20 protein-coding genes are annotated in these 26,288 nt (G+C 67.3%); 18 read left to right on the top strand and 2 right to left on the bottom strand.

All coding sequences use genetic code 11. The features are described from left to right. The first annotated feature begins 103 nt into the window (after positions 1–103). The 5 genes from CT3_RS17520 to CT3_RS17500 all read left to right on the top strand — a co-directional run bounded on the left by CT3_RS17520 (position 104) and on the right by CT3_RS17500 (position 4,390). A complete protein-coding gene (locus CT3_RS17520; RefSeq protein WP_127446261.1) occupies positions 104–994 on the top strand; it encodes a type 2 periplasmic-binding domain-containing protein in 891 nt (296 codons plus the stop codon). Between the two features lie 205 nt (positions 995–1,199). Continuing rightward, positions 1,200–1,931, top strand: coding sequence for an AzlC family ABC transporter permease (locus tag CT3_RS17515; RefSeq protein WP_083520442.1), 732 nt, complete (start codon positions 1,200–1,202; stop codon positions 1,929–1,931). Next, positions 1,928–2,254, top strand: a complete 327-nt coding sequence (locus CT3_RS17510) for an AzlD domain-containing protein (RefSeq protein WP_227657920.1) — start codon at positions 1,928–1,930, stop codon at positions 2,252–2,254. The genes CT3_RS17515 and CT3_RS17510 overlap by 4 nt, the downstream gene beginning before the upstream one ends. Before the next feature lie 107 nt (positions 2,255–2,361). Then, complete coding sequence (locus tag CT3_RS17505; RefSeq protein WP_066537268.1) at positions 2,362–3,255, top strand: dienelactone hydrolase family protein; 894 nt, start codon at positions 2,362–2,364, stop codon at positions 3,253–3,255. A 298-nt stretch (positions 3,256–3,553) separates the two neighbouring features. Further along, a complete protein-coding gene (locus tag CT3_RS17500) occupies positions 3,554–4,390 on the top strand; it encodes a ZIP family metal transporter (RefSeq protein WP_066537265.1) in 837 nt (278 codons plus the stop codon). A 107-nt stretch (positions 4,391–4,497) separates the two neighbouring features. Here CT3_RS17500 and CT3_RS17495 read toward each other — a convergent pair whose 3' ends face one another. Beyond that, a complete protein-coding gene (locus CT3_RS17495) occupies positions 4,498–5,286 on the bottom strand; it encodes a LytR/AlgR family response regulator transcription factor (protein ID WP_066537262.1) in 789 nt (262 codons plus the stop codon). Between the two features lie 588 nt (positions 5,287–5,874). Here CT3_RS17495 and argH point away from each other — a divergent pair. The 10 genes from argH to CT3_RS17445 all read left to right on the top strand — a co-directional run bounded on the left by argH (position 5,875) and on the right by CT3_RS17445 (position 21,058). Continuing rightward, the gene (argH, locus tag CT3_RS17490) at positions 5,875–7,332 is read left to right on the top strand and encodes an argininosuccinate lyase (RefSeq protein ID WP_066537259.1); all 1,458 of its coding nucleotides are present in this window, start codon (positions 5,875–5,877) and stop codon (positions 7,330–7,332) included. Between the two features lie 198 nt (positions 7,333–7,530). Beyond that, a complete protein-coding gene (locus tag CT3_RS17485) occupies positions 7,531–8,568 on the top strand; it encodes a Bug family tripartite tricarboxylate transporter substrate binding protein (protein ID WP_066537255.1) in 1,038 nt (345 codons plus the stop codon). Between the two features lie 222 nt (positions 8,569–8,790). Continuing rightward, positions 8,791–14,703, top strand: a complete 5,913-nt coding sequence (locus CT3_RS17480) for an alpha-2-macroglobulin family protein (RefSeq protein WP_066537478.1) — start codon at positions 8,791–8,793, stop codon at positions 14,701–14,703. Positions 14,704–14,852: 149 nt separating this feature from the next. Further along, positions 14,853–15,155, top strand: a complete 303-nt coding sequence (locus tag CT3_RS17475) for a YciI-like protein (protein ID WP_066537251.1) — start codon at positions 14,853–14,855, stop codon at positions 15,153–15,155. A gap of 221 nt (positions 15,156–15,376) precedes the next feature. Next, complete coding sequence (locus CT3_RS17470; RefSeq protein WP_066537247.1) at positions 15,377–16,408, top strand: ABC transporter ATP-binding protein; 1,032 nt, start codon at positions 15,377–15,379, stop codon at positions 16,406–16,408. Positions 16,409–16,469: 61 nt separating this feature from the next. Beyond that, on the top strand, positions 16,470–17,765 hold the full coding sequence (locus CT3_RS17465) for an ABC transporter substrate-binding protein (RefSeq protein WP_066537238.1): 1,296 nt from the start codon (positions 16,470–16,472) through the stop codon (positions 17,763–17,765). Between the two features lie 152 nt (positions 17,766–17,917). Continuing rightward, positions 17,918–18,814 carry a carbohydrate ABC transporter permease gene (locus CT3_RS17460; RefSeq protein WP_066537235.1) on the top strand — a complete coding sequence of 299 codons (897 nt, stop codon included), beginning with the start codon at positions 17,918–17,920 and terminating at the stop codon, positions 18,812–18,814. Next, complete coding sequence (locus CT3_RS17455; protein ID WP_066537233.1) at positions 18,811–19,644, top strand: carbohydrate ABC transporter permease; 834 nt, start codon at positions 18,811–18,813, stop codon at positions 19,642–19,644. The genes CT3_RS17460 and CT3_RS17455 overlap by 4 nt, the downstream gene beginning before the upstream one ends. 30 nt (positions 19,645–19,674) lie before the next feature. Then, positions 19,675–20,184, top strand: a complete 510-nt coding sequence (locus CT3_RS17450) for a GNAT family N-acetyltransferase (RefSeq protein WP_066537230.1) — start codon at positions 19,675–19,677, stop codon at positions 20,182–20,184. A gap of 13 nt (positions 20,185–20,197) precedes the next feature. Next, the gene (locus CT3_RS17445) at positions 20,198–21,058 is read left to right on the top strand and encodes an endonuclease/exonuclease/phosphatase family protein (RefSeq protein WP_066537227.1); all 861 of its coding nucleotides are present in this window, start codon (positions 20,198–20,200) and stop codon (positions 21,056–21,058) included. Between the two features lie 108 nt (positions 21,059–21,166). On the opposite strand, the gene tenA is transcribed toward CT3_RS17445, so the two are convergent. After that, positions 21,167–21,838 carry a thiaminase II gene (gene tenA / locus CT3_RS17440; protein WP_066537224.1) on the bottom strand — a complete coding sequence of 224 codons (672 nt, stop codon included), beginning with the start codon at positions 21,836–21,838 and terminating at the stop codon, positions 21,167–21,169. Positions 21,839–22,046: 208 nt separating this feature from the next. On the opposite strand from tenA, the gene pbpC reads away from it, so the two are divergent. The 3 genes from pbpC to dgcN all read left to right on the top strand — a co-directional run bounded on the left by pbpC (position 22,047) and on the right by dgcN (position 26,275). After that, positions 22,047–24,365 (top strand): penicillin-binding protein 1C, encoded by a 2,319-nt coding sequence (pbpC, locus tag CT3_RS17435; protein ID WP_172591772.1) that lies wholly within the window; start codon positions 22,047–22,049, stop codon positions 24,363–24,365. Positions 24,366–24,503: 138 nt separating this feature from the next. After that, entirely contained in the window at positions 24,504–25,085 is a 582-nt protein-coding gene (gene yfiR, locus CT3_RS17430; RefSeq protein WP_083520441.1) for a regulatory sequestration protein YfiR, read from the top strand. Further along, positions 25,085–26,275 carry a diguanylate cyclase DgcN/YfiN gene (dgcN, locus tag CT3_RS17425; RefSeq protein WP_066537221.1) on the top strand — a complete coding sequence of 397 codons (1,191 nt, stop codon included), beginning with the start codon at positions 25,085–25,087 and terminating at the stop codon, positions 26,273–26,275. The genes yfiR and dgcN overlap by 1 nt, the downstream gene beginning before the upstream one ends. The last annotated feature ends 13 nt before the right edge of the window (positions 26,276–26,288 follow it).

Genomic DNA, 26,288 nt, shown 5'->3' with positions numbered 1-26,288 from the left:
AGGCCGTCGGGGCTTGCGCAACCGGCTGCTAGCCGGGCTTTTCGCGGCGCTTGCCAGCCAGGCGGGCATGGCGGAATCGTCGCCGCTGTTGCTGGTGCAACCCATGGAGCACACCCCAGTGGGCAATGTGGTGGCGCAGCACTTTGTGCGCTGGATGCCGCATTACCTGGGTGAAAAAGCCACGCTGCACCGTCCCAGCAATGCCGGAGGGATGGATGCGATTGTCTGGGCGGCCCGTTCGGGCCCACCCGAGCGCACCCTGGTGCTGATGTCGCAGCTGTGGCTGGGGCGGCTGGAAGCGCTGCCGGCGGCCCGTGTCTGGGTGCCGCTGCAGATCGTGCTGCAGGGTTCCTGGTGCCTGATGGCGCCCGAAGCGCGCCACCTTCCGGACTTCGCCGCCTTGCAGGCCTGGCTGCGCACCATGGGCCGGCCGGTGCGCCTGGGCCTTCCCTTCAATTTCGGTTTCCCCGAGCTGTGGATGCAGGCCATGAGCCGCAAGACTGGTCTGACTTGGCAGGCCAGCACCTATGGCACGGCACGCCAGACGGTCCAGGCACTGGCCGCGGGCAAGGTGGATCTGGTGCTGGACCGCTGTGGCGACAGCTCCCAGTACCTGGGCAACCCGCAGGAGCGGGAGCGTAGCGGTTATGCGGGGGTACAGGTACTGGCGCAGGTGGGCGCGCCGACACCGCTGGCGGCCGCCACGTTTGCCCAATGGCAACTGCCGCCCCTGCCGCTGGGCTGGATGGCCTGGTTTGCCTCGGAGTCCATGCCGGAGGAGCGCAGAGAGGCGGTGGGTAAGGCGCTGTATGCCATTTTGCTGCGCCCCGATACCCAGGCACTGATTGCCGCGCAGCAGCAGCAGCCGGTGCGCATGAGCCCGAGCGAGTCCCAGAATTTTGTGCGCCGCGCCCAGGTGCAGAGTGAATCCCTGCGGAACTGGCTGGAACGCTCGGCCGATCCGTTGCGGGAGCTGAACAGCCGGATCCCCTGACATCCTGAGGGTGCGGAGCACAGGCTGGCCGGATCTGGCCTGTCGCCTGCGTGGCCTTCCGGCGGCCCGGTCCTGCCGGCGCGCCGGGCCGGGGGCTTACCATGGAGGCTTGCGGGCCGGGGTGGTGCGGGTATCCATGCCGCCCCTTTGCATGGTCCCATGGCACTGCATGCCGCCGCGGCGTGCGCAATGAGCGATTTGTCCGATGTCTCCTGATTCCTCTGCCTGCGCTGCGCCGCAGCGCGGTCTGACCCCTGCCGTGCGCATGGGCCTGTCGATTTCCGTGGCCACCGGGCTGTACGGCATTTCCTTTGGTGCGTTGGCCGTCGCGTCCGGGCTGCATGTCTGGCAGGCCATGGCCCTGAGCGCGCTGATGTTCACCGGGGGCTCGCAGTTCGCATTCATTGGCGTGATCGCCGGTGGCGGCACCGGGGCTGCCGCCCTGGGGGCCGCCAGTCTGCTGGGTCTGCGCAATGCCGTCTACGGCATGCAGATGAACCGCCTGCTGGGCTTGCAGGGTTGGCGCCGCTGGCTGGGGGCGCAGATGACCATTGACGAATCCGCCGCCACGGCGATTGCCCAGCTGGACGCAGCCGAGCAGCGCCGGGGCTTCTGGACGGCCGGCCTGGGCGTGTACCTGCTGTGGAGCGGCTTCACCCTGCTGGGGGCCTGGCTGGGCGATGCCCTGGGCGACCCGCGCCAGTGGGGTCTGGATGGTGCGGCCGTGGCTGCCTTCCTGGGCCTGCTGTGGCCCAGGCTGCAGCAGCGTGAACCGGTGGCGCTGGCCGTGCTGTGCGGTGTGGTCACGGCCTTGGCCGTACCGCTGTTGCCGCCGGGCCTGCCGATTCTGCTGGCAGCCGTGGTGGGCACCATCTGGGGCTGGTGGCGCAGCCGTGCCGCCACGGCGGATGCCGACTGTGTGCAGGAGGCCGCATGAGCGCCGGGACGATCGATATCGGCCTGTGGGGCTGGATTCTGGGGGCCTGTGCCGTGGCCTTTGCCACCAAGCTGGCCGGTTACGCCGTGCCTGCGCGCTGGTTGCAGAACCCCCGGATGACACAGGTCGCGGCCTGCATGACGGTGGCGCTGCTGGCGGCGCTGACGGTGATGAACACCTTCGCCGCAGGTACGGCCCTGGTGCTGGATGCGCGGCTGGCAGCGCTGGCGGTGGCTGCCGTCGCACTGTGGCTGCGTGCGCCTTTTCTGCTGGTGGTGGTGCTGGGTGCGTTGGCGGCCGCCCTGCTACGCTGGCTGGCCTAGCCGCGGATCGCCGCCGCCGGTTGGCGGCGGCGTGACCGCCTGCATCTGGCGCTAGACTGCGTTTCTCGTTGTTCCCCCTTGATCGACTGTTCACCAGGAGCCTGCCCATGGATTTTCGCGATGCACACAACGATGTCGGCGCCTTGCTGCCCGGCAAGTCCACCGAACACGGCGCCAGCCGCCGCACCGCCTTGCAGGCCGTGCTGGGCCTGGGCTACGCTGCAGCTGCGGCGCCCATCATGGCGCAGACGGCCATCACCACGCCGGGCGATGGGCTGGAGGAGGGCTGGGTGACCATTCCTTCGCAGGGCTTTGACCTGCCGGCCTACCAGGCCAGACCCAAAGGCAAGAAGCACCCGCCTGTGGTGCTGGTGGTGCAGGAAATCTTCGGCGTGCACGCCTATATCCAGGATGTGTGCCGCCGCCTGGCCAAGGCCGGCTATCTGGCGATCGCGCCCGAGTTCTATGCCCGCCAGGGCAAAGCCAGTGACTACACCGAGATCAGCAAGCTGCAGGCCGAGCTGGTCAGCAAGGTGCCCGATGCCCAGGTGCTGGGCGATCTGGATGCTACGCTGGCCTGGGCGGCCAAGGCCGGCGGCAACACGCAGAAAGCGGCCATCACCGGCTTTTGCTGGGGCGGACGCATCACCTGGCTGTACGCGGCCAGCGGCAAGGTCAAGGCCGGCGTGGCCTGGTACGGCCGGCTGGAAGGCCAGGCTTCGGCCATGACGCCCGCCCACCCGCTGGCCCTGGCCGGTCAGCTGAAGGCGCCGGTGCTGGGTCTGTACGGCGGGCAGGACACCGGAATTCCCGTGGCCAGCGTGGCCAAGATGCAGGAGGCCCTGGCCCAGGGCAGTGCGGCAGCCAAAAAGTCGGAATTTGTGCTGTTCCCGGATGCCCCGCATGCCTTCCATGCGGACTACCGCGCCAGCTACCGCGAGGCCGCCGCCCGGGATGGCTGGCAGCGTCTGCTGCAGTGGCTGCACAGCCACGGGGTGTAAGCAAGCACACCGGCGGGCGGCGCCCACCTGCCGCTCGCCGTGGCAGTCCTGTCGCCTGGCCGTGGGGGATGGAGGGGCCACCGCTGCGGCAAAACCCCCGGCCAGGGGGTGGTGCGGCCACCGCTTTCGGCGCGAAAAAGTCAGTAGGTGTAAGCTTTTGGCCCTTGTCGCACAGCCATCGGTGTCTGTGGGTGCGTGGTACGGCGCATTCCAGCAGGCACCCCGTAGCGCGCATGCCAACCTATAAAAATACCCGCCATTTCGGGTGCTCCAACCCGTTCACAAAGCGCAAAAAGCTATGACCTTGGTCGCAATTCTTCTGGCCACATTGGCCGCCGGCATTGGCAGTGTCTGGGTGGCCGACCTGCTGTTGAGGGCCGGTCTGGGCCGCGGCAATGCCCAGCAGGGCATGCTCAGCCTGGCTGCCGGTGCCCTGCTGGCTACGGCCTTCATGCACCTGCTGCCCGAAGCTTTCGAAAGCGAAGCCGGGGCCAAAGACCTGTTTCTGACCCTGCTGGTGGGGGTGGTGTTCTTCTTTCTGCTGACCAAGGCCGAGTTGTGGCACCACGGCCATGAGCACCACCATGCGCCGCTGGCGCAGGGGGAGGACCATGCCCATCACGACCACGCGCACCACGGCCATGCCCACCCGTCGGCCCATGGTCACGCGCGCAGCCACCGCAGTGGCGGAGGCTGGTCGCTGCTGACCGGTGACAGCGTGCACTGCTTTGGCGACGGCATCCTGATTGCCTCGGCGTTCCTGGCTGATATGCGGCTGGGTGTGATTGCCGCGGTGTCGGTGCTGGCCCACGAGGTGCCGCACCACATGGGCGATCTGGTGGTGATGCGTCTGAACAGCAACCGCAATGCCGCCGTGCTCAAGGTGTCGCTGGCCGGTGCCGTGACGGCCTTTGGCGGTCTGGTGGGCTACTTTCTGGTGGGGCAGCTGGAAGCCTGGCTGCCGTTCTTCCTGACCATCGCGTCCAGCAGCTTTGTCTATGTGGCGCTGTCGGACCTGATTCCGCAGCTGCAAAAACAGCTGTCCGCCCGGGAAACGCTGGCCCAGGTGGTCTGGCTGGCGGTGGGCATCGTGCTGGTCACGGTGGTCAGCCACCTGGCCCACGGCGGACACTGAGCACCCGGCAGGCAAGCAGGTCCATCTGCACGGGGCACGCCATAAAAAAACGCTGGCCACCTTGCGGTGCCAGCGTTGGCTGATGCAGATGCGCCAGCGGGCGCGGATCAGGCCATTTCCGGCTGCACCTGGATGTGCGGCTGGTTCATGATGGCCCGCACGGCAGACAGCTGGCGGCGCGAGACCATCAGCAACTCGGGCACGGCATGCATGCGCAGCGCCCAGCCTTCGCCATCGTCTTCGGTGTAGTGCTTTTCCAGGCTGCGCATCTGTTCACGGGTGACCAGGGCGTTGCGGTGGATGCGCACGAACTGCAGCGGATAGCGGCCTTCCAGCTCGGTCAGCGAGTTGTCCAGGATGTAGCTGCGGGTGGCCGTGCGCACGGTGACGTACTTCTGCTCGGCCTTCAGATAGATCACCTGGTGCAGCGGCACACGTTCGGTGCGGCCGCGGTCACGGATCAGCAGGGCGGCGGCGCTGCCCATGGACATGGTGGCCGGTGCCTTCTGCTCCAGCGCATACAGGCGGCGCACCTTGGCCACGGCCTGCTGCAGGCGGTCCGGGCGCACCGGCTTGGTCAGGTAGTCCACGGCTTCCACTTCGAACGCATTGGCGGCGTACATGGCGTGGGCCGAGATGAATACCACCGCCGGCGGCCGGGGCAGGGAGCGGAGCGTCTGTGCAAAGCGCAGACCGTCCTGGCCGGGCATCTGCACGTCCAGGAAGATCATGTCGACGGGATGGTGGTCCTTGGTGCGGTGCAACACATCCAGCGCCTGGGCGGCGGTGGCAGCTTCCGATACCAGGAACGGTGCCGAGGGATCCTCGCAATCACTCAACAGAACGCGCAGGCGGTTACGGGCCAAGAGTTCATCATCAACGATCAGTACGTGCATAGCTCCTTCTCCCTTATCTCAATATGGCGGATACATCAGGTACTGGCAGCGTGACGACAGACGGACTCTTCACTTCAGGCATGGAAATTCGCCTGAATGTCATGCCGTAGTACCAAAACGCGTTTGCACATTCGCGTGGGGCGTGCCTTGACCCTACGCAACCTCCCTCCGTTTAACAGGGGTGAAACAAAGTGTATTGGTAACTTGCAAGATGCACCCGTGACTGAAGAGTTTTGTTGTGACTGTCACGTTTCTGCTTCATTTACGGGCCGTTCCCGACACTTTGCGGCGTTTTCTGCCCGCAAAGCCAGTGAAAACCCTGATGCGGGTCGCGGGGTCAGACTCCGTGGGCCGGGGCGCAGCAGGTGCCCATGGCATCGGTGCTCTGGCTGTCCCCACGGCAGTCGGACCACCTCCGCGGCAGAGGCGCCAGACGCCAGCGCGGAGCCGGTGTCGCGGTGCAACGTGGGGTCACCGCAGGCCGCAGAAACCGGGGGAGCCGCCGGGCTCGATAAAATTTGCGTATCTTGCACACGCGGCACCCGGATTTCCGGGTGTCCTGAACTTCCGGAAAATCTGTCCTCGCCTATGTCCTCCAACACCACCGCGCAGCCCTCCCACAACCAACTCGACACCAAGGCGCAGGCGTGGTCTGCCCTGTTTTCCGAGCCCATGAGCGACCTGGTCAAGCGCTATACCTCCAGCGTTTTCTTTGACAAGCGCATGTGGAAGGCCGACATCACCGGCAGCCTGGCGCACGCGGAAATGCTGGCTGCGCAGGGTGTCATCGGTCAGGACGACTACGCTGCCATCCAGAAGGGCATGGCCCAGATCAAGTCGGAGATCGAAGCCGGTCAGTTCGACTGGAAGCTGGACCTGGAAGACGTGCACCTGAACATCGAAGCGCGCCTGACGGCCCTGGTGGGTGATGCCGGCAAGCGCCTGCACACCGGCCGCAGCCGCAACGACCAGGTGGCCACCGATGTGCGCCTGTGGCTGCGCGACGAGATCGATCTGATCGAAGGCCTGCTCAAGGAGCTGCAGCTGTCGCTGGTGGAAGTGGCCGAGCAGAACGTGGAAGTAATCCTGCCCGGCTTCACCCACCTGCAGGTGGCCCAGCCGGTGAGCTTTGGTCACCACATGCTGGCCTATGTGGAAATGTTCAAGCGCGACGCCGAACGCATGCTGGACGTGCGCAAGCGCGTGAACGTGCTGCCCCTGGGCTCGGCCGCGCTGGCCGGCACCACCTACCCGCTGGACCGCGAGCGCGTGGCCCGCACGCTGGGCATGGAAGGCGTGTCGCAGAATTCGCTGGACGGCGTGAGCGACCGCGACTTCGCCATCGAGTTCACCGCCGCCGCCAGCCTGTGCATGGTGCACGTGAGCCGTCTGTCCGAAGAACTGATCATCTGGATGAGCCAGAACTTCGGTTTCATCAAGATTGCCGACCGCTTCACCACCGGCTCGTCGATCATGCCCCAGAAGAAGAACCCCGACGTGCCCGAGCTGGCACGCGGCAAGACCGGCCGTGTGGTCGGTCACCTGATGGGCCTGATCACCCTGATGAAGGGCCAGCCCCTGGCCTACAACAAGGACAATCAGGAAGACAAGGAGCCGCTGTTCGACACCGTTGATACGCTGAAGGACACGCTGCGCATCTTTGCTGAAATGATTGGCGGCCAGGTCAACCCCGCCTCCGGCAAGAAGGAAGGCGGCATCACCGTGAATGCCGAGAACATGCGTGCTGCCGCCCTGAAGGGCTATGCCACTGCCACCGACCTGGCTGATTACCTGGTCAAGAAGGGCCTGCCTTTCCGCGATGCCCACGAAACCGTGGCCCATGCGGTGAAGCTGGCTTCCATGAAGGGGGTGGACCTGACCGAGCTGCCCTTGATCGAACTCCAGGCCTTCAACCCGCACATCGAAGCCGATGTGTTCGAGGCGCTGAGCCTGGAAGGCTCGCTCAACGCCCGCAACACGCTGGGCGGCACGGCACCTGCCCAGGTGCGTGCACAGCTGGTCAAGCACCGCGCACGCCTGGCCTGAGAGGCCGGGGCGCTAGGCGCAGGGAGGTAGGTCGGCAAGACCCCTGTCTGCGCACATTAAAAAGGGACGCCTTGGGCGTCCCTTTTTTTATGGGATCGGCGCAGGGGCAGAAGGATGGTTTCGCGATTAATGATGCGTGGCATCGCAAAACAGGGTGTCTCTGGATTTTTTTCGGGCATCCGACCGATACGCTCGCAGATGGCCGTGTATGGCTTCTTCTTTTTTCTGCCTTCGGAGCAAGTTGTGACCCTCTCTTCCCGCCGCCGATTCCTGGTCCACTCCGCTGCACAGGCCGCGGTTCTGGCTGCAGCCAGCGGGTCCGGCGGGGTCTGGGCCAAGGGCGGCCGGCCACTGCGCATTCTGGTGGGTTTTCCGCCGGGCGGCGGCAGCGACGTGATTGCGCGCCTGCTGCAGGAGCCGCTGTCGGAGCTGCTGGCGGTGCCCGTGATCGTGGACAACCGCCCCGGCGCGGGCGGGCAGATTGCCGCCCAGCAGCTCAAGGCGGCCCAGCCCGATGGCACGACGGTGTTTCTGACGCACGACCACACCATCTCCATCCTGCCGCAGGTGGTGCGCCAGCCGGGCTTTGATCCGGCACAGGACTTTGTGCCGGTCGGCGGTTTTGCCTCGTTCGTGAACTGCCTGGCCGTGTCCGGCCAGCACCCGGCACACAGCCTGGCCGAGTATGTGGACTGGGTGCGCAATGCTGCCCAGGGGCGCAGTGCGGTGGGGATTCCGGCGCCGGCATCGACCCCGGAGTTTCTGGTGCAACTGCTGGCCAGGCACTACCAGCTGGATCTGGTGGCGGCGCCCTACAAGGGCAGCGCACCGATGATCGGCGATCTGCTGGGCCGGCAGATCGAAGCCGGCATTGGCTCGGTGCAGGATTTTGTCGAGTACCACAAGAGCGGCAAGCTGCACGTGCTGGCCGTGCTGGGGGCACACCGGCAAAAGGCGTTTCCCCAGGTGCCCACCTTGGGCGAGCTGGGTCTGGCGGGCTTCGAGGACATGCCCTACTACGGTTTCTATGCACCCAAGGGCACGTCCGCAGCGTTTACACAACGTTTTGCCCAGGCGCTGGCCCAGGTGGTAGCGCGTCCGCAGATCCGCAGCCAGCTCGAACAGCTGGGGCTGACGGTGGAGCCCATGAACCCGCAGCAGCTGCAGCGCCGTGAGCAGGCCTATACCGCCGCCTGGAAGGCCATCATCCGCAAGAGCGGCTTTCAGCCGCAGTAAGCGCCAGCTCGTGGTGCCTGTGGCGCACCGGTGCCGGGTGGCCGCCGTGGGCCATTCCCTGGACGGAAAGCAGGACACGCCAGCGCGCTGCCTGCCGGATGGCGCCTGCCATGTGCGTTTTGTCCGATTTGTTTCAGCTTGAAACGGCTGCTGCACGCCCTGGGGGAAGTTGCAGCCCTTTGGTACCCTCGTTGCTTCGCAAGAGGAGACCGCATGAAGCGCATGCACAAATGGGCTGCCGCAGCCGCCTTGTTGGGGGCCGGGCAGACATGGGCATTGGACATACAGAACGTCACCCCCCAAGGGCAGGTGGCAGAGATTCGCCAACTGGTGGTGCGGCTGGATGCCGACGCCGTGGCACTGGGCTCGGCCGAGGGGCCGGCACCGGTGGACTTCAGCTGCGCACCCGAGCAGCTGCCCGGCGGCAGCGGTCGCTGGAACAATGCCCGTGAGTGGGTCTGGCAGTGGAACAGCCCGCTGCCCCCCGGCACCCGTTGCACGGTGACACCGAAAAAAGCCTTCAAGGCGGTGTCCGGCGCCACGCTGACCAGCACCAAGCGCTACCAGTTCGAAACGGCAGGGCCTTTTGTGCGCCACATCTGGCCGCGTGGCTGGGTGGCCATCGATGAGGAACAGTTCTTCCTGCTGCAGCTCAGCGGCCCGGCCACCCAGCAAAGCCTGCAGGAGCATGTCTATTGCCAGGCCGAAGGCGTGGGCGAACGCATTCCGGTGCGCTGGATCGGCGGCAAGGAGCGCGACGCGGTGCTCAAGACCCAGGTCTGGGACCAGGAGCTGCTGAAAAAATCACCGGACCAGTTCGCCGTGCTGGCCTGCAACCGGCGCCTGACGGCCGGCACCGCCGTGCAACTGGTGTATGGCAAGGGCGTCGCCGGCCCGCAAGGCGTGGCCAACCGGGAGGAAAAACGTTTTGACTTCACGGTGCGCGAGGCCTTTGCGGCCGAAATGCGCTGCGAGCGCGAAAACGCACAGGCCGGCTGCCTGCCGATCCGCCCGGTCTACCTGCAGTTCAGCGCTCCCGTGCCGCGCAGCAAGGCGCAGGAGATCCGCCTGGTGGGCGGTGGCGACAACCTCAAGCCCGTGCTGGACGAGGGCAGCGGCGACGTGCGTGAGCTGCGCTTTGAAGGGGGTCTCAAGCCCCTGACCGGCTACCAGCTGGAACTGCCCAAGGACCTGAAGGACGATGCCGGCCGGCCGCTGCGCAACGCGGCCATGTTCCCGCTGGCGATCAAGACCGGCGACACCCCGCCGCTGGCCAAGTTCGCCGCGGCGCCGTTCGGCATTGTCGAGCGCTTTGCCGAAGGTCCGGACGGGCCGGCGCTGCTGCCGGTGACCCTGCGCAAGGTGGAGGCCAGCGCCAATTCCCAGGTCAGCACCCTGCAGCTGCAAAGCGATGCCGACATCATCCGCTGGCTCGACAAGGTGCAGAACTACCACGAGAACAGCGTGTCCCGTACCGAGGCCCGCAAGGACGTGAAGACCCTGCCGCCGGTGATCGACCCGGACAACCAGAACTATGTGGCCACGCGCCAGCTGTCGCTGCTGCAGGGGCGGGACGGCGTGCAGCAGATGCAGCTGCCTGCCGGCAGCAAGGACGACCCGCGCCCGTTCGAGGTGGTGGGCATTCCGCTGCAGCCGGGTTTCCATGTGGTGGAAATCGCTTCGCCCCGCCTGGGCGCGGCCTTGCTGGATGAGCGCTATGGTGCGCAGCGCAAGATGTATGTGCGCACCGCCGCACTGGTCACCAACCTGGCGGTGCACTTCAAGCTGGGGCACGAAGGCTCCATGGTCTGGGTGACCTCGCTGGACAAGGGCAAGCCGGTGGCCGGGGCCCAGGTGCAGGTGTCGGATTGCGCAGGCAAGCCGGTGACCCAGGGGGAAACCGATGCCCAGGGCGTGCTGCGCCTGCCGGAACTGGCCGGTGAAGCGCCGCGCTGCCGCACGGGTCGCAACAGTGGCTCCTATTTTGTGAGCGCCCGCGCCACGCAGGCCGGCGTGGCCGATATGGCTTTCACCTGGAGCGACTGGCAAAAGGGGATCGAGCCCTGGCGCTTCAATGTGCCCGTGGCCTGGTCTGGCGAAAGCCAGCTTGTGGCCCACACGGTGATGGACCGCATGCTGGTGCGCGCCGGTGAAACCGTGTCCATGAAGCATTTCCTGCGCCAGCAGACGCTGACCGGCCTGGGCCTGCCGCAGCAGTGGCCGCAGGAAGCCATCATCACCCACATTGGCAGCGGCCAGCAGTTCCAGCAGGCGCTGCAGTGGCGCACTACGGCGACCGGGGGCAAGAGTGCGGAAGCCAGCTTTGCCGTGCCGCGCGCCGCCAAGCTGGGCCAGTACGACGTGGAACTGCGCCTGCCGGGGGGCCGCAGCCTGCAGTCCGGCAGCTTCCGCGTGGAAGCCTTCCGCCTGCCGGTGCTGCAAGGCCAGGTGGCCCCGGTGGACAAGGGGCCACTGGTGCGCCCGGGCAAGCTGGCGGTGGCCGTGCGCCTGGATTATGTGAACGGCGGCGCCGCAGCCAACCTGCCGGTGCAGGTGACAGCCATGGTGCGTTCGCGTTCGACCAGCTTCAAGGGCTGGGACGATTACAGCTTTGGTCCGCCGCAGTCGCAGCGCAGCGAGCAGGGCGAAGGGCTGGACGATGAGGCGCCGCGCGAGAGCAACCGCATCGTGCTGGACCGTGCCGCCCTGAAGCTGGACGCCAAGGGCCAGGGTCAGGTGGTGATCGACGCGCTGCCGCCCTCCGAGCAGCCGCAGGACCTGGTGCTGGAAGCCACCTATGCCGACCCCAGCGGAGAAATCCAGACCCTGCGCAGCACTCACACGCTCTGGCCCTCGGCTGTGGCGACTGGCGTGCGTGCCGAAGGCTGGGCCGCAGCCGGCCAGCAGGTGCGGTTCCAGGCGCTGGCGCTGGGGCTGGACGGCCAGCCCAAGGCGGGCGTGGCACTGTCGGTCAAGGCCATGCTGCACACCACCACTTCGGCGCGCAAGCGCATGGTGGGGGGCTTTTACACCTACGACAACCAGGAAAGCAGCAAGGACCTGGGCGAGGTCTGCAGCGGCACCAGCGACAGCCGCGGCCTGCTGCTGTGCAACACCAAGCTGGAGCAATCCGGCCAGGTGGAGCTGATTGCCACCGCCAAGGACGACAAGGGCCATCCCGTGCAGGCCGCCACCAGTGTGTGGATCACGCGCCAGGGCGAGCTGTGGTTTGGTGGCCAGGACCACGACCGCATGGACCTGCTGCCGGAAAAACGCAGCTACGAGCCGGGTGAAACCGCCCGCCTGCAGGTGCGCATGCCATTCCGCCATGCCACGGCCCTGGTGACGGTGGAGCGCGAAGGCATTCTGGACGCCCGCGTGGTGGAACTGCGCGGCGACAACCCGACGGTGGATGTGCCAGTGCAAAAGGAATGGGGCCCGAACGTGTATGTCAGCGTGATGGCGCTGCGCGGCCGCTTGGTGGAGGTGCCGTGGTACAGCTTCTTCACCTGGGGTTACAAGTCGCCCCGCGCCTGGTGGCAGGCCTTCTGGCATGACGGCAAGCAGTACGCGGCGCCCACGGCACTGGTGGACCTGTCCAAGCCGGCATACCGGCTGGGCATGGCCGAGCTGCAGGTGGGCCAGAAGGGGCAGACGCTGCAGGTGACGGTGACGCCGGAAAAATCCAGCTACCGCATCCGCGACACGGCCCGCGTGACCATCGAAGTCCGCCAGCCCGATGGCAAGCCGGCCGCCGGTGCCGAGGTGGCACTGGCCGCGGTGGACCAGGCGCTGCTGGAGCTGATGCCCAACACCAGCTGGCAGCTGCGCGATGCGCTGTGGCAACGCCGCAGCTGGGGCGTGCAGACAGCGACGGCGCAGATGGAAATCATCGGCCGGCGCCACTATGGCCGCAAGGCCGTGCCGGCCGGCGGCGGCGGTGGGCGTGCACCCACCCGCGAGCTGCTGGACACGCTGCTGCTGTGGAACCCGCGCGTGGTGCTGGACGCCCAGGGCAAGGCCACGGTGAATGTGCCGCTCAACGATGCGCTCACGGCCTTCCGCATTGCTGCGGTGGCCGATGACGGCGTGCAGTGGTTCGGCACGGGCGAAGCCTCCATCCGCACCACGCAGGATCTGCAGATCGTCAGCGGCCTGCCGCCGCTGGTGCGCGAAGGCGACCAGTTCCGCGCCCAGCTCACGCTGCGCAACACCACCAAGGCGGCGATGCAGGTGGAACTGTCGCCGCGCGCCACCTGGCTGGATCTCAAGCCCCAGACGGTGGAGATTCCGGCCGGCGCCTCGCGCGAAGTGGCCTGGGACGTGACCGTGCCGGCCGCACTGGGCCAGACCCGTACCCAGCAGCTGATGTGGGAGGTGGCGGCCAAGGACAAGACCAGCGGCGCCAGCGATACGCTCAAGATCAGCCAGCGCGTGGAAGCTGCCGTGCCGCTGGCGGTGCAGCAATCGGTGCTGCAGCAGTTGGACGGCCCGTGGAGCCAGCAGGTCAGCCTGCCGGCCAATGCCGTGCCGGGCCGCGGCGGCATGCGCCTGGACTTCAGTGCGCAGCTGGCGGGCGGACCGGATGGCCTGCCCGGCGTGCGCGCCTGGTGGGAACGCTACCCGTATAGCTGCCTGGAGCAGACCAGCAGCCGTGCCATCGGCCTGAAGAATGCCGATCTGTGGCGCAGCACCATGGACAGCCTGCCCACCTACCTGGACGGTGACGGACTGGCCCTGTACTTCCCGGTGCAGGATGGTCAGCGCGCCCAGGGCAGTGACACCTTGACGGCCCACCTGCTGGCCGTGGCCAGCGTGGCGGCCGAGCTGGACCCGGCGTTCGCCATTCCACCGGCGCAGCGGGCGCAGATGGAATCCGGCCTGATCGCCTTTGTGGAAGGCCGCCTGCAACGCAAGTTCTGGAGCCCGCGCCAGGATCTGCAGGAGCGCAAGCTGGCCGCCATCGCCGCGCTGGCGCGCGGCGGCAAGGCCCAGGCGCGCATGCTGGGCAGCATCGACATCACCCCTGTGCAGTGGCCCACGCACTCGCTGATCGACTGGATCACGGTGCTGCAGAAAATGCCGGATGTGCCCCAGCGTGAGGAGCGCCTGGCCGAGGCGCAGCAGCAGCTGCGCAACCGCCTGAGTTACCACGGCAGCCAGCTGGCCTTCAGCACCGAGGACCAGGACCGCTGGTGGTGGCTGATGCAGGATACGGACAGCAATGCGGCCCGCCTGCTGCTGGCCACCATGGGCGATGCCAGCTGGGCTTCGGAAGTGCCACGCATGGTGGCCGGTCTTCTGGCGCGGCAGAAGGGCGGCGCCTGGTCCACCACCACGGCCAACGTCTGGGGCGGGCTGGCGCTGCGCCAGTTTTCGCGCAAGTTCGAGAACACGCCCGTGGCCGGCACCACCACCACGGTGCTGGGCGCGCAGTCGGTGAATGTCGACTGGAAGGATGTGAAGCCCCTGTCCAAGGGGGAAGCCGGCGCGCAGGATGGCGCAGCGCTGGAGTCCCTGACGGCCGCACTGGCTGGTGCGGTGCAGCAAGACCCGCAGACGCCGCAGCGCATCTACATGCCCTGGGGCGAGCGCCGTTCGGGCGAGCTGCGCATCACCCACCACGGTGCAGGCAAGCCCTGGGTCACGCTGCAGTCGCTGGCTGCGGTGCCGCGCAAGGAGGCCTTCAATGCCGGCTATGCGGTGCGCAAGACCATCACCCCGGTGCAGCAGGCCGAAGGCGTTGCCGCTGGCAAGTACCAGCGCGGCGATGTGCTGCGGGTGCGGCTGGAGGTCGACGCCGGCGCCGACATGACCTGGGTGGCGCTGAGCGACCCCATCCCCGGCGGGGCCACGATCCTGGGCAGCGGCCTGGGCCGTGACTCCGAAGTGGCGGTGCGGGACCAGAAGGCGCCGGAAGGGGCATGGCCGGCGTACGAGGAACGGGCGCACAACGCCTTCCGTGCCTACTACGCCTACCTGCCCAAGGGCAAGTCGGTGGTGGAGTACACCATGCGCCTGAACAACGCGGGCACCTTCGCCCTGCCGCCCACCCGGGCCGAGGCGCTGTATGCCCCGGAGGTGTTTGGCGAAGCGCCCAACGCCAGCATGCAGGTGCTTCAGGGCAAGCCCTGAGCACGCAGTCTGCGCAGCAGGTGTCGGCAGATGCCCGCTGCGTGGACAATCAACCGGCCGGCGCCGCACTGCGATTTTTCGGGTGCGGCGCTTTTTTATCGGGCCACCTGGCTGGCGTGGCCTGCCTGCACTTCTGGAGGAGACTTTCCATGCACTACCTGCTGACCTACGAATACACCGCTGACTACCTGGAGCGCCGTGGCACCTACCGCAATGCGCACATTGCCAAGGCCTGGCAGGCACAGGAGCGGGGCGAGCTGCTGCTGGCCGGTGCCGCCGGCGATCCGCCGGACAGCGCGGTGTTTGTCTTCGACTGCGACAGCGCGGCCCCCATCGAGGCCTTTGTGCAGGGCGATCCCTACTACGTGAACGGCCTGGTGGCCCGCCATGTGATCAAGCCCTGGACCACGGTGGTGGGCAAGGACGCCAAGACGCCCATCCGTCCGGACTGAGCCTGCATGCCGCGGCCGTGACGGGCGGCCGCAGCAACAGGATGCGCCGGCGCATATGCCGAGGCGCTTTGCCTTCCTAGGCATACCCCTGTGCCGTGCCCGGGGAGGCCGCCCAATGGCGCAGGCGGTGTCGGGGTGTCATGACGCTGTCATGCCAGCCATCGACAACAGGGGGTTTATCCCGTCATGACGTTGACACAAGTCGTTTCTAGACTGGGTGCATGTCAACCATTCAACTGGAAGCCATCGCCAAATCGTGGGGAGACACCACGGCGCTGCGGGCGATGGATCTGCAGATTCCTGCGGGATCGTTCTGTGTGCTGCTCGGCCCTTCGGGCTGCGGCAAATCCACCACCTTGCGCATCATTGCGGGCCTGGAGTCCGCCACCTCCGGGCGGGTGAAGATTGGCGGCAAGGACGTGACCGATCTGCCGCCAGCCGCCCGCGGCATCGCCATGGTGTTCCAGAACTATGCGCTGTTTCCGCACCTGAGCGTGGCGGAGAACATCGGCTTCGGCCTGTCGGTGCGCAAGGTGCCCAAGGCCGAGGCCGACCAGCGTTTGAAAGAGGCGGCCGACCTGCTGGGGCTGTCGCAGCTGCTGGACCGCAAGCCGGGTCAGCTCTCGGGCGGTCAGCAGCAGCGCGTGGCGCTGGGCCGCGCCCTGGTGGCCCAGGCCCATGTGTGTCTGATGGACGAACCGCTGTCCAACCTGGACGCCCAGCTGCGCCAGGAAATGCGCGCGGAGCTGCGCGAGCTGCAGCAGCGCCTGGGCCTGACGGTGGTGTACGTGACACACGACCAGGCCGAAGCCATGAGCATGGCCGACCAGGTGGTGTTGCTGCACCAGGGCAAGGTGGAGCAGTGCGCGGCACCGCGCACCCTGTATGCACAGCCAGCGACCACGTTTGCGGCGCGCTTCATCGGCACGCCGGCGATGAACCTGCTCCAGCTGCAGGACGGTGCCATCGCCGGCAGCGAGGTGCGCCTGCCCGCTCCGGCGGGCGCCGCCTGGCTGGGCCTGCGGCCCGAGGCGGTGCATTGCACCGATGCCGCCGGGGTGCCGGCCGGCGTGACCGGCCAGGAATACCTGGGCGCCGATGTGGTGCTGCGCTGCGCGATTGGCAGCGAACCGATTATGGTGCGTGCCCCCGGCCACCAGCAGGCTGCGGTGGGCGCTGCCGCACACCTGGCCTGGCAGCCCCAGGACATGCATTTCTTTGACGCCCAGGGCCAGCGCATCGCCTGCGGTTGACGTCGGTTTCCACTCTCCCTTCCTCACGTTTGAATCGCGCTTTGGCGCAGCAGGAGTTTCCATGCAACGCAGCACCTTTTTGAAATCCATTCTGGCCACCACGGCCGCCATGCTGGGCCTGAGTGCGCCCACCGCCCAGGCCGCCGACCCGCTGGAAGTGCCGTTCTACTACCCTGTGGCCGTGGGCGGCCCCATCACCAAGGTGATCGACGGTTACGCCGCCGACTTCAACAAGGCCCACCCGCAGTACAAGGTCACGCCCATCTACGCGGGCACCTACCAGGAGACCATCGTCAAGGCGCTGACAGCCAACAAGTCGGGCAAGGCGCCGGCCACCTCGGTGCTGCTGTCCACCGACATGTTCACGCTGATCGACGAAGACGCCATCGCCCCCATCGACGACTTTGTGAAGACCGATGCCGACAAGGCCTGGCTCAAGGGCTTCTACCCCGCATTCATGGCCAACAGCCAGACCGGAGGCAAGACCTGGGGGGTGCCGTTCCAGCGCTCCACCGTGGTGATGTACTACAACAAGGAAGCGTTCAAGGAAGCCGGCCTCGACCCGAGCAAGGCCCCCGCAACCTGGAAGGAACTGAGCGAAGCGGCCAAGAAGCTGACCAAGAAAGATGCCAACGGCAATGTCACGCAGTACGGCATCCAGATTCCGTCGACCGGCTTTGCCTACTGGATGTTGCAGACGCTGACCACGCCCAATGGCGTGCTGCTGGCCAATGAGGGCGGCACCAAGGTCACGTTCGACCACCCCAAGGTGATCGAGGCGCTGGACTTCTGGGTCAACCTGACCAAGGACGGCGTGCACCCCAAGGGTGTGGTGGAGTGGGGCACCACCCCCAAGGATTTCATGGAAAAGAAGGCCGCCATCATCGTCACCACCACCGGCAATCTGACCAATCTGAAGGCCAATGCCAAGTTCGACTTTGGCGTGGGCCAGATCGCGGGCAATGTGCGCAAGGGCTCGCCCACCGGGGGCGGCAACTTCTACATCTTCAAGAAGGCGCCCAAGGAGCAGCAGCAGGCGGCGTTCGAGTTCGCCAAGTGGGTGACCCAGCCCGAGCGTGCGGCCCAGTGGAGCATGGACAGCGGCTATGTGGCTGTCTCGGCGGCCGCGTACGACACCCCCACGCTGAAGAAATACGGCCAGGATTTCCCCCAGGCCCTGGTGGCACGTGACCAGCTGCCGGTGTCGGTGGCGGAGTTCTCCACCCACGACAACCAGCGTGTGACCAAGGTGCTCAACGATGCGGTGCAGGCGGCGCTGAACGGCACCAAGACTTCGGCACAGGCCATGAAGGATGCGCAGAAGGAAGCCGATCGCATTCTGCGTTCGTACAAGTAAGCGGTGTCACCGCCAGGCCTGACAAGGCCTGGGATGCCTTGGCCCGGATGGTCGGCCGCACTGCGGCAGCCCAGCCGGGCGCCATGTCTTCGGACAGGCACTGCCACCCGGCGTGGTGGTGATGCGGGATTGCAAACAGAGAAATTTCGGGAATGAGTGCTTCTTCTTCCATCGCCGGGTCCGGTCAGCGCAGCATCCATGCCTGGTTGCTGCTGCTGCCTGCGCTGGTGTTGCTGGTCACGTTCACCCACTGGCCGGCCGTGGCCACCTTGATCGACAGCTTCTATTCCACCCCCAAGGGCGTGCGCGCGGCGGTGTGGGTGGGGCTGGAGAACTACGAGACCATGGTGGATGACCCGGTGTTCTGGCAGGCCGTGCGCAACAACCTGTGGTTTGCGGCGGCCACCATTCCGGCATCAATCGGCCTGGCGCTGCTGATGGCGGTGTGGGTCAACGAACGCATTACGGGCCGCACCTTCATCCGCATGGCCTATTTCACGCCCACGGTGCTGCCCATGATTGCTGTGGCCAACATCTGGCTGTTCTTCTACACGCCGCAGTACGGCCTGCTGGAGCAGGTGACGGGCGCCCTGGGGCTGCCGTCGCACAACTGGCTGGGCAGTCCCTCGACCGCACTGGGCGCCATCACCCTGGTGGCCGTGTGGAAGGAAGCCGGCTTCTTCATGATCTTCTATCTGGCGGCGCTGCAGACGCTGAATCCCAGCCTCGAGGAAGCGGCGGCCATCGAAGGTGCCTCGCGCTGGTATTTCTTCCGCCGCGTGCAGTGGCCGCTGCTGATGCCCACCACCCTGTTCGTGCTGGTCAACGCCGTCATCAACGCCTTCCGCCTGGTGGACCATGTGTTCATCCTCACCCGCGGCGGGCCGGACAACGCCACCACCTTGCTGCTGTACCACCTGTACGAGGTGGGCTTCAAATTCTGGGATACGGCCTATGCGGCCGCCATCACGGTGGTGCTGGTCGTGGTGCTGGCCGGCGTGGCGCTGTTCCAGTTCTTTGTGCTGGACAAGAAGGTGCACTACAAATGAACCGCACCCACGCACCTGCGGTGATCTACCGCCACACCTGGTTCGACACGCTGGCCGCCTGGCTGCTGGCCCTGTGCTGGATCCTGCCGCTGGCCTATGCGGTGTGGACGGCTTTCCACCCCAGCGAATACGCCACCCGCTTCGATCTGACAGCGCCGTGGACCCTGCAGAACTTCCGCCACGCCTGGGAGGCTGCTCCGTTTGCACGCTATTTTCTGAACACCACGCTGCTCGTCACCATCATCCTGCTTGCGCAGCTGGTGCTGTCCACCCTGGCGGCGTTCGCCTTTGCGCGCTATGACTTCCGGGGCAAGAACATTGCGTTTGCGCTGGTGCTGGTGCAGCTGATGATCATGCCGGACATCCTGCTGGTGGAAAACTACCAGACCATGGCCAGGCTGGGCCTGGTCGATACGCTGCTGGCCATCGGCCTGCCGTACTTCGCATCGGCCTTCGCCATCTTCCTGCTGCGCCAGACCTTCATGGGCATTCCCAAGGAGCTGGACGAGGCGGCACGCGTGGAAGGTGCCAGCACCCTGCAGATTCTGTGGCGCGTCTATGTGCCCCTGGCCAAGCCGGTCTACACCGCCTTCGCACTGGTGTCGGTCAGCTTCCACTGGAACAACTTCCTGTGGCCGCTGATCATCACCAACAGCGTGGAATCGCGCCCGCTGACGGTGGGGCTGCAGGTGTTCTCCAGCGTGGAGCAGGGCGTGGACTGGTCCACCATCACCGCCGCGACCCTGATGACTTCGGCACCGCTGCTGGTGGGCTTCATCCTGTTCCAGCGCCAGTTTGTGCAGAGCTTCATGCGCGCCGGCATCAAGTGAGGCGACGGTTGCTGCGCGCACAATCGGACCATGTCTGAGAACGCTGTATCCGGCCTGGTCTTGCGCCAGGCCACGCCCGCGGATCTGCCCCGGTTGATCGCCATCGAAAACGCCTGCTTCACGCCGCAGGAGGCGGCCACCCCTGCCGCCTTTGCGCAGCGCCTGCAATGCATCCCCGACAGTTTCTGGGTGGCCGCACTGGATGGCCGGGTGGTGGGTCTGGTCAACGGCCCGGTGGTGAACGAGCGCTATATCCGCGATGGTCTGTTTCGTGAGCTGGGGGCCAACCCGGCCACCGGCGGGCACCAGACGGTGCTGGGGCTGGCGGTGGATCCGGCCTGCCGCCGACTGGGCCTGGGCCGCAGGCTTCTGGCACAGCTGGAAGCCGTGGCCCGCGCCGCACAGCGCGAAACCGTCACGCTCACCTGCCTGCAGGACCGGGTGCCGAACTACGAAGCGCTAGGCTATGCCAACGAAGGTCCGTCCGCATCGGCCCATGCGGGCGCGCAATGGTTCAACACGGTCAAGCCGCTGGCTTGAGAAAGTCTTGGCAATGCAGATCCTGACGTGGAATGTGCAATGGTGCTGCGGGCTGGACGGCGTGGTCAGTCCGCAGCGGATCGTGCAGCACGCGCTGTCGATGGGAGCCGACCACGGCGCTCTGGACGTGCTGTGCCTGCAGGAGGTGGCGGTGGGCCACGATGGCTTGCAGGGTGCGCCGGGCGACCAGGTGGCGCAGCTGCGTGCGCTGCTGCCGGGGTGGCAGCTGTGCTTTGCCGCCACCACCGAGGGCTTTGATGCCCAGGGTCGGTACCGGGCCTTTGGCAATCTGGTGGCCACGCGCCTGCCGGTGGCCGAAGTGGCGCAGCACCGCCTGCCATGGCGGGCCGAAGCCGGCGTGGTCAGCATGCCGCGCGGCTGCCTGGTGGTGACGGTGCGCGACCCTGCGCTGGGCCTGGTGCGGGTGATGACCACGCACCTGGAATACCACAGCGCCCACCAACGCCGCGACCAGGTGCAGGCACTGCGCCGCCTGCATGCCGAGGCCCTGGCACAGTGTGCGGCGCTGCCCGGCACGGCCGGGGCGGCCACGCCTTACGCCACGCCGGTGCATACGCCGCATGCCGTGCTGTGCGGCGACTTCAATCTGGAGCCGCACGAGGCGGAATATGCCCAACTGGTGGCGGCGGCGGCCCCGGGGGAAGCCGCTTTCCACGACAGCTGGTCGCTGCTGCACCCGGGCGACCAGCAGCCTGACACGTTTCGCCTGTTCGACCGGACCTGGGGGCCGGAGCCGGGGGCTTGCGATTTTGTGCTGGTCAGCGACAGCCTGCGTGAGGCCGTGCGCGGCTGGCGCACGGACAGTGTCACCCGGTTTTCGGACCACCAGCCGGTGTGCACCACGCTGGGCTGAACACCATGCCACCGGGCGCCTGAGAAGGCACACCGGGCTGCCAGCCTACCGGGCAGGGGACAGAGGGCCAGTCCGGTTGAAAATTTCTGTGCAGCGTGGGCTTCTGCGTCAGCAGGGCCACTGACCCAGGCGGTAGGCACTGTCCCAGAACATCCATTCCAGTCGCGCCGCATCGGTGTAGGCCTGGTGCATGGCTTCCAGCGTGCGGGCATCGGCCTGGGCGGCCAGCTGGTCGATGGTGGCACGCACACGGGCCACCAGGGCGTGGAATTCGTCACCGGCGTAGGTATCGACCCAGCTCTGGTAGGGATTGTTCGGCCGTGCTTCGGCCAGGATGGCGCGGCCCACTTCGGCATAGATCCAGAAGCAGGGCAGCAGTGCGGCCAGCGCCACCGGGTAGCTGCGGCTCCAGCCCATGGACTGCAGGTAGTGCACATAGTGGTGGCAGACCGGGGACAGCGGTGTGGCCTCGAACTGCGCGGCGCTGACCGCGTATTCGCGCATGAAGCCGTCATGCAGCGCGCGTTCCACGACCACGGCCTCTTCGGCCGCCTTGGCGAACTGCACCACGCCGTCGGCATCATCGGCCTTGGCGGCAGCCACGGCCAGGCTGCGGCCAAAGGCCACCAGGTAGTGCGCATCCTGGATCATGTAATGCTGAAAGCGCTCGCGGCTCAAGGTGCCGGCGGCCAGTTCGCGGTTGAAGGGCAGGGCCAGCGTGGCGTTGAACAAGGGCAGATTGCGCTGCCAGGCAGCATCGGTGAAGCAGGGTGTGCTCATGTGGTGGTTTCTCCGGTAGCCAGGCGCACCGCCGCAGGGGGCGCGCGAAAGCGCCGATCATCGCCCATGGTGCAGGCAAACACCGGGATAGGCCGGCATGGCCGGCGGGCTTTGTGCCGCGCCGCTGGGTGTGGTGCAGGCGGTCCGCGGGGAACGAAGCGGCTGCGCTGCCGCCGCTCTGCTACAACCACGGCTGGATTCTTTGTGGATGTGGTCTGTGTCAGCTGTTGTGCGTGCTTCTTTGTCGTTGTCCTTTCTGCCCCGGCGTCTGCTTGCGCGAACGGCCTGGCTGTGCCTGGCCGGCAGCTTGGCCGGCCACGCCTGGGCCCTGCCCAGCTACACCGAGGTGCGCGCGGACTTTCGCCCGTCGGAGACCTGGATCCTCTCGCGCGACGGAGAGCCGCTGCAGCGCCTGCGCACCGACAGCGCGGCCCGGCGCGGAAACTGGACGCCGCTGGCCGACATCTCTCCCGCACTGCGCATGGCCCTGGTGCTGAGTGAAGACCAGCGTTTCTATGCCCACAGCGGTGTGGACTGGGCTGCTGTCACGGCCGCTGCTTGGGGCAATCTGTGGAACAGCCGCACGCGCGGGGCCAGCACCATCACCATGCAGCTTGCCGGTCTGCTGGACGAGGACTGGCGCCAAAGCGGCGGCGGTCGCAGCGTGACCCAGAAGCTGGGCCAGGCCGTGGCCGCGCAGCGGCTGGAACGCAGCTGGCGCAAGGACCAGATTCTGGAGGCCTACCTGAATCTGGTGCCGTTTCGCGGCGAGATCGTGGGCATCGATGCGTTGTCGCGCAGCCTGTTCGGCAAGGCCCCGCACGGGCTGGACATGCAGGAAGCAGCCATTGCCGCTGCCCTGGTGCGCGCGCCCAATGCCAGCGCCCAGCGCGTGGCCCAGCGTGCCTGCGGGGTATGGGGCGACATGCTGCAGGCACAGTCGTCCGCCAGCCGTCCACGCCAGAAAAACAGCCAGAACCCAAGTCCGGATCAGGGCGAGCACCCCGTCGAGACGGTCCGCTGTGAGGTGCTGGAATGGCAGGTCAGCCAGATCCTGCAGCAGCGGCGCTGGCCGGCCAGCGAAGGCGAGGCGCCCCACTTTGCACGCCAGTGGCTGCAGCGGGTGCCGGACAGCCGCAAGGCGGCTGCGGTGCGTACCAGCCTGCGCGCCGATGTGCAGCGGGTGGCGCTGCAAAGCCTCAAGCAGCATCTGCTGGAGCTGTCCGGCCGCAATGTGGAAGACGGCGCCGTGGTGGTGCTGGACAATGCCAGCGGCGAGGTGCTGGCCTGGGTGGGATCTTCCGGCAGCCTGAGCCAGGCCCAGGAAGTGGATGGCGTGCTGGCGCGGCGCCAGCCCGGCTCCACGCTCAAGCCGTTTCTCTATGCCCAGGCGATAGCGGAAAAGCGCCTGACGGCAGCTTCGTTGATCGAGGATTCCGCTGCACAGATCCGCACGGCCAACGGCCTGTACATCCCGCAGAACTACGACCGCAGCTTCAAGGGCTGGGTCTCGGCGCGCACGGCGCTGGGGGCGTCGCTGAACGTGCCGGCGGTGCGCACGCTGGTGATGGTCACGCCGGATGCGTTTTTCGAACAGCTGCAGGCCCTGGGCCTGCGCCTGCCGGAAAGCGGTGGCTACTACGGCTACAGCCTGGCCTTGGGCAGCAGCGAAGTCACCTTGCTGGACCTGACCAATGCCTACCGTGCGCTGGCCAACCAGGGGCTCTACACCCCGGTGGCCTGGGGCAGTGCCGCACGGCCGGCAGCGCTGCGCGCCGTGGATGCCGGTGCCGCCTTTGTTGTGGGCGACATGCTGGCCGACCGCAATGCGCGGGCCATGACCTTCGGCCTGGACAGCGTGCTGGCCACGCGTTTCTGGACCGCCGTGAAGACCGGTACCAGCAAGGACATGCGCGACAACTGGGTGGTGGGCTGGTCGGCGCGCTACACCGTGGGCGTGTGGGTAGGCAATGCCAGCGGCGCGTCCATGCACAGCGTCAGCGGTGCCAGCGGGGCGGCGCCGGTCTGGGCCGAGGTGATGGGGCATCTGCACGCCCGCCAGCCCAGCCGCCCGCCGCAACCGCCCGTGGGGGTGGCGCAGCAGGCCGTGCGCTACGGGGCCGACCCGGTGACGGGCGTGCCGCCCGAAAGTGCGCGCCAGGAGTGGTTTCTGCCCGGCACGGCCCAGGCGGAATTCCAGATGGGCGGCGCAGGCAGCCAGGTGGCGGCAGGGGCCGGGCGCATTCTGCAGCCGGTGGATGGCAGCGTGCTGGCGCTGGACCCGGACATTCCGCCCAGCCGCCAGCGTGTGCAGCTGCGCGCCCGGGCGGGGGAGGCACGCGAGACGGCGCAATGGCGCTGGCGCGTGGCGGGCGAGACCGTGCCTGCCAACCGGCGCGCGCTGGGCCAGGGCGCACAGGCGCAGTGGTTCCCCTGGCCGGGGCGCCACCGCATCGAGCTGGTGGCGGCGGATGGACGGGTGCTGGACAGCGTGCAGATCGAGGTGCGCGGCGCCGGCGTGCGCTAGCCAGGCTACCGTTCGTCCGGCGTTCAGGGTCAAAGAATGTGAACGGCGCCGCTTTGTGGCGCAGTGGCGACGCGGCGGCGCAGGGCCGACGGGAGAATGGGCAAATCCCTTTTCTGTCCCTCTTTCCCCTACTTGACCATGGGTGCCCCCTTCTTGCCGTGCCGTCTGCGTGCCGCGCGCCCGCTGCTGGCGGGGGCGCTGCTGGCCTGCACCGGCGTGGCCGCAGGGGCGCAGGAGGGCAATGCCCGGGGCATGACCGTGCCGGCGGCCTCGGTGTCCGCTGCGGTGGCGCAAACGGTCTGGGGGGTGCTGGGCTATACGCGCTGGCCCGGTGATCCATCCCCTGTGCAGCTGTGCCTGGTGGGGGAAACCGCCCACGCCCAGGTGCTGCTGGCTGGCACGGAACTGCCGGGCGGGCGCAGGCTGCAGACCCGGCGCATCAGCCCGGACGATGCACAGCCCCTGAACGCCTGCCATGCGGTGTATGCCGGCCCTCTGCGCCCCGGCCAGTGGCAGCGGCTGATGGCGGCCTGGCCTGCAGGCCAGCCGCTGCTCACGATCAGCGAGGTGGCGGCCGACTGCGCCACGGGCGGCATGTTCTGTCTGGACATCACGCCGCAGGGCGTCAGCTTCGAGCTGAACCTGGATTCCATGGCCCGCAGTGGCGTGCGCGTGAATCCCCGGGTGCTGGGTCTGGCCCGCCGCAAGGAGGGCAGCTGATGCATTTGCGCCAGGCCCTGCGCCGCACCCACACCCGCATTGCCCTGACGGCCGTGGCCGTGGCCAGCGTGCTGCTGCTGGCGGCCGGGCTGACGGCACTGCGCGCCAACACCCAGGACAACCTGGAGCTGATGGCCCGCTCGCTGGTCTACAACGTGGAGCCGGCCCTGGTGTTCGGCGACAAGCTGGATGCCGCGGAATCGCTGGCCCGGATGGTGCGCGACGAAGGCGTGGCCGAAGCCACGGTCTGGGACGCGCGGGGCAATGTCTTTGCCCAGTGGATGGCACCCAACTGGCTGCCCTGCAACTGCGGTCACCAGCTGGCACGCGTGCTGGGGCTGAAAGTGGCAGCGCAGGAGGTGCGGGCCAGTGGGGTGGTGATTGGCCGGGTCGAGCTCAGCAGCAACGGCCAGCGCATGCTGGCATTCCTGCTGTGGGGCGGCCTGGCGCTGATGGTGTGCATGGCGGCCAGCGTGGTGGTGGGGCATATCGTGTCGCGCCGTATCCACCGCAGCATCGTCAAGCCGCTGCAGGAGCTGGGGCGGGTGGCCCGTGCCGTGCACCGCGAGCGTGCCATGGGCCAGCGCGTACCGCTGGCGGACATTGACGAGCTGCGGGAACTGGGGGAGCACTTCAACGCCTTGCTGGACGAGCTGGAGGCCCGCCAGCTGCACCTGCAGCAGGAAAACCTGGTGCTGGAGCACAAGGCCTACCACGATGGGCTGACGGGCGTGTTCAACCGCGTGTACTTCGAGCTGCGGCTGATGGTGGCATTGCGCCAGGCCGCGCAGACCCATGGGCGGCTGGCGCTGCTGTTTCTGGACCTGAACCACTTCAAGGCGGTGAACGACAACCATGGCCATGCCATGGGAGACCTGCTGCTGAAGGCGGTGGCCCAGCGCACGCAGAGGCAGGTGCGGGATGCCGATCTGGTGGCCCGGCTGGGGGGCGATGAATTCGTGGTGCTGCTGCTGGAGCCGCATTCGCGGGAGGCGGTGCAGCAGGTGGCACGCAAGATACAGGAGGCGGTGCAGGCTCCGCTGGTGGCGGACGGGGGCGTGGTGCTCCAGCCCTCGGTCAGCATCGGGATGGCGCTGTTCCCGGAAGACGGGCAGACCATGGAGGCGCTGATGGCCGCCGCCGACGGCGCCATGTATGCCGCCAAACAGCACTTCCGCGCCGGTGCGTAGCCGCGTGGAACAC

Origin of the sequence: Comamonas terrigena NBRC 13299, from assembly GCF_006740045.1 — a bacterium.
Lineage (GTDB): Bacteria > Pseudomonadota > Gammaproteobacteria > Burkholderiales > Burkholderiaceae_C > Comamonas > Comamonas terrigena.
Note: the sequence above shows the minus strand (reverse complement) of the source record. Positions and strands in the feature narration are given on the sequence as shown.